This window comes from Pseudomonas sp. 05N434, assembly GCF_056396965.1.
The window spans coordinates 1-6,061 of sequence record NZ_JBFTMK010000358.1 but is presented as its reverse complement, the minus strand read 5'-3'; the positions used below and the strand labels follow the sequence as shown (position 1 = coordinate 6,061).

Annotated in this window: 4 protein-coding genes and 2 pseudogenes; all 6 read right to left on the bottom strand. The window is 61.3% G+C overall.

What is annotated here, in order from left to right:
* Positions 1-115 (bottom strand): annotated as a pseudogene (locus tag AC1DLB_RS20450) (urease accessory protein UreD); the annotation flags it as partial.
* Positions 116-146: 31 nt separating this feature from the next.
* The gene (gene urtE / locus AC1DLB_RS20445; protein WP_477785539.1) at positions 147-821 is read right to left on the bottom strand and encodes an urea ABC transporter ATP-binding subunit UrtE; all 675 of its coding nucleotides are present in this window, start codon (positions 819-821) and stop codon (positions 147-149) included.
* Positions 821-1,579: pseudogene (gene urtD, locus AC1DLB_RS20440) on the bottom strand (urea ABC transporter ATP-binding protein UrtD); the annotation flags it as partial. The gene urtE and the pseudogene urtD, both read right to left, overlap by 1 nt.
* Positions 1,576-2,655, bottom strand: a complete 1,080-nt coding sequence (gene urtC, locus AC1DLB_RS20435) for an urea ABC transporter permease subunit UrtC (protein ID WP_105340429.1) — start codon at positions 2,653-2,655, stop codon at positions 1,576-1,578. The pseudogene urtD and the gene urtC, both read right to left, overlap by 4 nt.
* Positions 2,655-4,157, bottom strand: coding sequence for an urea ABC transporter permease subunit UrtB (gene urtB, locus AC1DLB_RS20430; RefSeq protein ID WP_477785538.1), 1,503 nt, complete (start codon positions 4,155-4,157; stop codon positions 2,655-2,657). Before urtB ends, urtC begins: the two co-directional genes overlap by 1 nt.
* Positions 4,158-4,347: 190 nt before the next feature.
* A complete protein-coding gene (gene urtA, locus AC1DLB_RS20425) occupies positions 4,348-5,613 on the bottom strand; it encodes an urea ABC transporter substrate-binding protein (RefSeq protein ID WP_007937152.1) in 1,266 nt (421 codons plus the stop codon).
* Positions 5,614-6,061 lie beyond the last annotated feature (448 nt).

The following is a 6,061-nucleotide window of genomic DNA, read 5'->3' as shown; positions in this document are numbered from 1 at the left end:
GGCCTTGATGACGGCGCTGTACCGGGCGGGTGCTGGCGCCGAAACGGGCGTAGCCCAGCTCCAGCTCGGCATGCCAGCTCGGGGTAAACAGCGCAGTGGGGAGAGGTAAATTCATATCGTCTAATTTATCGTCAGAAGGCTGCAGGTTAGATCGTAACCAGCCCGCGCACACCTTCGGCTTCCATATTTTCGCCACGACCCTGCTGCACGATCTCGCCCCGGGACATCACCAGGTACTGATCGGCCAGCTCGGCGGCGAAATCGTAGAACTGCTCCACCAGCAAAATCGCCATGTCGCCACGGGCTGCGAGCTTTTTGATTACCGCGCCGATTTCCTTGATCACCGACGGCTGGATGCCTTCGGTGGGCTCATCGAGAATCAGCAGCCGTGGACGACTGGCCAATGCCCTGCCGATCGCCAGCTGCTGTTGCTGACCGCCGGACAAGTCACCGCCACGCCGTTGCTTCATTTGCAGCAGCACCGGGAACAGCTCGTAGATGAACGCCGGGACTTCCTTGGCCTCGGAGCCAGGAAACCGCGACAGGCCCATCAGCAGGTTTTCTTCCACGGTCAGCCGGCCGAAGATTTCCCGGCCCTGAGGCACGTAGGCGATACCGGCATGCACCCGTTGGTGCGGCTTGAACGTGGTGATCGGTTTACCTTCCCAGTTCACCGCGCCCTCCTTGGCCGGCAGCAAACCCATCAGGCATTTGAGCAAGGTGGTCTTGCCCACGCCGTTGCGCCCGAGCAGGCAGGTGACTTCGCCGACCTTCACCTCAAACGTCAGGCCCCGCAGGATGTGGCTACCGCCGTAGTACAGCCGACGAAGCCCATGTCGTGTTCCACCACCATCAGCGAATGCTTGCCGGCCAGGCGCTTGAACAGCTCGGCGGTGAATTCGGTTTCGGCGTCGGTCATGCCCGCCACCGGCTCGTCGAGCAACAGCAGTTGCGGGTCTTGCATCAGCAGCATGCCGATTTCCAGAAACTGCTTCTGCCCGTGAGACAACAACCCTGCCGGGCGATTGACCGAACTGGTCAGGCGAATGGTTTCCAGCACTTCACTGATGCGATCTTTTTGTTCACCACTCAGRCGAGCCCGCAAACTGGCCCACACCGACTTGTCGGTTTTCTGCGCCAGCTCCAGGTTTTCGAACACGCTCAGGGCTTCGAACACGGTTGGTTTCTGGAACTTGCGACCGATACCAGCCTGGGCGATTTCCACTTCGCTCATCTGCGTCAGGTCCAGGGTTTCACCGAACCAGGCCTTGCCGTGACTGGGGCGAGTCTTGCCGGTGATCACGTCCATGAGCGTGGTTTTGCCCGCGCCGTTGGGGCCGATGATGCAGCGCAATTCGCCGACGCCGATGTACAGGTTCAGATTGTTGAGGGCCTTGAAACCATCGAAGCTGACGCTGATGTCTTCCAGGGTCAGGATGGTGCCGTGCCGCGTATTCAGGCCKGGGCCGACGCGTTGGCCGAGGCCAATGGCATCGCGGCTGCTGCCGGCATCCTTGTTGGGCTGCGGTGGGAAAAAGGCCGGTTCGAGCATGAATTCAGCCGTTGCAGTGATCCTCATTGTTCACCCCTTTTCTTCAGCAGCCCGATCACACCCTTAGGCAGGTACAGCGTCACGACGATGAACAGCGCGCCGAGGAAGAACAGCCAGTATTCCGGAAACGCCACGGTGAACCAGCTCTTCATCCCGTTGACCACACCGGCACCCAGCAGCGGGCCGATCAGCGTGCCGCGCCCCCCCAAGGCAACCCAGACCGCCGCTTCGATCGAGTTGGTCGGCGACATTTCGCTCGGGTTGATGATCCCGACTTGCGGCACATACAACGCCCCCGCCAGGCCACACAACACCGCACTCAACACCCAGACAAACAGCTTGAAGCCGCGCGGGTCGTAGCCGCAAAACATCAGGCGGTTCTCGGCATCGCGCAACGCGGTCAGCACCCGGCCGAACTTGCTTTGCGCCAGCCGCCAGCCGATGAACAGGCTCGCCACCAGCAACAGTACCGTGGCGAAAAACAACACCGCGCGAGTCCCCGGTTCCGTGATGCCAAACCCGAGAATGCTGCGGAAGTTGGTGAAGCCGTTGTTGCCGCCAAACCCGGTTTCGTTGCGGAAAAACAGCAGCATCCCGGCGAAGGTCAGGGCTTGGGTCATGATCGAGAAATACACGCCCTTGATCCGCGAGCGGAAGGCGAAGAAACCGAACACCAGCGCCAGCAATCCCGGCGCCAATACCACCAGGCACATGGCCCAGAGGAAGCTGCTGGTGCCGGTCCAGTACCACGGCAATTCGGTCCACGACAGGAACGTCATGAACGCCGGCAAGCCGTCACCCGAGGCTTGGCGCATCAGGTACATGCCCATCGCATAACCGCCGAGGGCGAAGAACAGACCGTGGCCCAGCGATAGCAAACCGGCGTAGCCCCAAACCAGATCGAGGGCCAGGGCGACGATGGCGTAGCAAAGGATTTTGCCCACCAGCGTCAATGTGTAGGCCGAGACGTGAAAAACGCTGACGGGCGATAACAGCGACAGCAGCGGCAACGCCAGCAGCAAAACGAGAATCACCGCGCCAACAGCGATGGTGACTTTGGGGCCGGCCTTTTGTGTAGCCGTGAGCATCAGGGGCTGATTCATCAGTCGATCACCCGTCCTTTCAGTGCGAAGAGGCCTTGCGGACGTTTCTGGATGAACAGAATGATCAACGCGAGGATCAGGATTTTGCCCAGCACCGCACCGATCTGCGGTTCGAGAATCTTGTTGGCGATGCCCAGGCCGAATGCAGCCAACACGCTGCCGGCCAATTGACCGACACCGCCGAGCACCACCACCAGGAACGAATCGATGATGTAGCTCTGGCCGAGGTCCGGGCCGACGTTGCCGATCTGGCTGAGCGCCACGCCACCGAGGCCGGCGATGCCCGAGCCTAAGCCGAAGGCGAGCATGTCGACACGCCCGGTCGGCACCCCGCAGCACGCCGCCATGTTGCGGTTCTGGGTGACGGCGCGCACGTTCAAGCCAAGGCGCGTCTTGTTCAACAGCAGCCAGGTCAGCACCACCACAAACAAGGCAAACGCGATGATCACGATGCGGTTGTATGGCAGCACCAGGTTGGGCAGTACCTGGATCCCGCCCGACAACCACGCCGGGTTGGCCACTTCGACGTTCTGCGCACCGAACACCAACCGCACCAACTGGATCAGCATCAGGCTGATGCCCCACGTGGCGAGCAGGGTTTCCAGCGGGCGGCCGTAGAGGTGGCGAATCACCGTGYGCTCCAGCGCCATGCCGATGGCGGCGGTAACGAAAAACGCCACCGGCAGCGCAATCAGCGGATAGAACTCGATGGCTTGTGGGGCGAAGCGCTGGAACATCAGCTGCACCACGTACGTCGAGTACGCGCCGAGCATCAGCATCTCGCCGTGGGCCATGTTGATCACCCCGAGCAGGCCGAAGGTGATCGCCAAGCCCAATGCCGCGAGCAGCAGAATCGAACCCAGGGACATGCCACTGAAGGCCTGGCCGAGCATCTCACCGATCAGCAGTTTGCGTTTGACCTGGGCCAGGCTGGTTTCGGCGGCGGTGTGCACACTGGCGTCGGCTTCGACGCCGGGTTCGAGCAAGCCTTCGAGGCGGGTGCGGGCCAGCGGGTCGCCGGTTTCGCCGAGCAAACGCACGGCGGCGAGGCGCACGGCGGGGTCACTGTCGACCAGTTGCAGATTGGCCAAGGCCAGGCTCAGGGCGGCGTGAACGGTTTCGTCTTGTTCGTTAGCCAGTTGCTGGTCGAGGAATTTCAGCTGCGCCGGTTTGGCGCTTTTCTGCAATTGCTGCGCGGCGGCCAGACGGGTTTTGGCGTCGGCGGCGAGCAATTGGTGGCTGGCCAAAGCGGTGTCGATCAGACCCCGCAGGCGATTGTTCAGGCGCAGGGTTTTCGGTTGGCCATCGATGGTCAGCTCGCCTTGTTGCAGGGCGTTGATCAGTTCGATACGGGCCGGATCGGGCTGCGCGGCCCAGGTTTCCAGAAGCTTGGCTTGCTGCACGGGATTGGCCGCGACGAAGTCTTCGGCGTCGCCGGCGTGGGTGACCATCGGCAGTAACAGTGCGATGGCAAGGATCAAGCGGTAAAAGGCAGTGGGCATGTCAGTGTCCTTGCGCGGACTAAGTGTGGGAGCAAACTTTGTGGCGAGGGAGCTTGCTCCCGCTGGACTACGCAGTAGTCCCGTTTTTTGGGGCCGCTTCGCAGCCCAACGGGGGCAAGCCCCCTCACCACAAAGCCCGCTCACACAGGAGTTGTGTCGGGCCTGAGCTCCATGCTCAGGCCCCAGTGGCTCAGTTGCTCTTCACCGCATACTCCGGCTTCTTGTCGTTACCCGGGATGAACGGGCTCCACGGTTGGGCGCGGATCGGCCCTTCGGTCTGCCACACCACGTTGAACTGACCGTCGGCCTGAATCTCGCCGATCATCACTGGCTTGTGCAGGTGGTGGTTGGTCTTGTCCATGGTCAGGGTGTAGCCGGACGGTGCGGCAAAGGTCTGGCCGGCCAGGGCTTCGCGGACTTTGTCGACGTCGGTGGATTTGGCCTTCTCGGCGGCTTGCGCCCACATGTGGATGCCGACGTAAGTGGCTTCCATCGGGTCGTTGGTCACCGCTTTGTCGGCGCCCGGCAGGTTGTGTTTCTTGGCGTAGGCTTTCCAGTCATCGACGAACTTCTTGTTCACCGGGTTTTCCACCGACTCAAAGTAGTTCCACGCCGCGAGGTTGCCCACCAGCGGTTTGGTGTCGATGCCGCGCAATTCCTCTTCACCCACGGAGAACGCCACGACCGGTACGTCGGTGGCTTTCAGGCCCTGGTTGGCCAGCTCTTTATAGAACGGCACGTTGGAGTCGCCGTTGACGGTGGAGATGACCGCCGTCTTGCCACCGGCGGAGAATTTTTTGATGCTGGCCACGATGGTCTGGTAATCGCTGTGGCCGAACGGGGTGTAGACCTCTTCGATATCCTTGTCCGCCACACCTTTGGAGTGCAGGAACGAGCGCAGAATCTTGTTGGTGGTGCGCGGGTAGACATAGTCGGTGCCGAGCAGGAAGTAGCGCTTGGCGCTGCCGCCTTCTTCGCTCATCAGGTATTCCACTGCCGGAATCGCCTGCTGGTTGGGCGCCGCGCCGGTGTAGAACACGTTCGGCGACATCTCTTCGCCTTCGTATTGCACCGGGTAGAACAGCAGGCCGTTGAGCTCTTCGAACACCGGCAGCACCGATTTACGCGACACCGAGGTCCAGCAACCGAACACCACCGCCACCTTGTCCTGGGTCAGCAGCTGCCGGCCCTTTTCGGCGAACAGCGGCCAGTTCGATGCCGGGTCCACGACCACAGGCTCCAGCATCTTGCCGTTCACGCCGCCCTTGGCGTTGATTTCGTCGATGGTCATCAACGCCATGTCTTTGAGCGAAGTTTCAGAGATCGCCATGGTCCCGGACAACGAATGCAGAATACCGACCTTGATGGTCTCGGCGGCCTGGACAGTCCAGGTCATGCCCATCGCGGCAATGCTTGCCGTGAGTGTGAAAGCCTTGATCAAACTGCGACGCTTCATTGTGCGATCTCCATGAACGTTAAAGTTTTTTATGGTTGGCAGATGCGGACGACTGAAGGCTGTTTTGCAAGGGCTGTGCCCGGTCGGGGACGGGCAAGGAAATGTCGTATTAGAGTGGTAGCGGGGTTTGCGTGACGCACCATGAAGGGACGGGGCTGGCGCGTTGGTGCGAGAAGATGCGCCACATTGGGGCGAAGAATTGCCCCAATGCCGGTCAGTTAAGGTAAAGGCGCTGTGAATACAAAACCTGTGGCGAGGGGGCTTGCCCCCGTTGGGTCGCGAAGCGGCCCCAAAACCTGCAACTGCGGTGTATCGGGTGCACCGCGTGCAATGGTTTTACGACTGCTTCGCAGCCGAACGGGGGCAAGCCCCCTCGCCACAAAGGCTCGTTCCCAAAGAGTGGGGGGGCTATGCCGGGTCGACGTTATCCAGCGCCCGGTTTACCGCC

Excerpts from the sequence above, each read along its gene's own strand:
- urtC (WP_105340429.1), bottom strand. The coding sequence starts at position 2,655 with ATGAATCAGCCCCTGATGCTCACGGCTACACAAAAGGCCGGCCCCAAA.
- urtA (WP_007937152.1), bottom strand. The coding sequence starts at position 5,613 with ATGAAGCGTCGCAGTTTGATCAAGGCTTTCACACTCACGGCAAGCATT.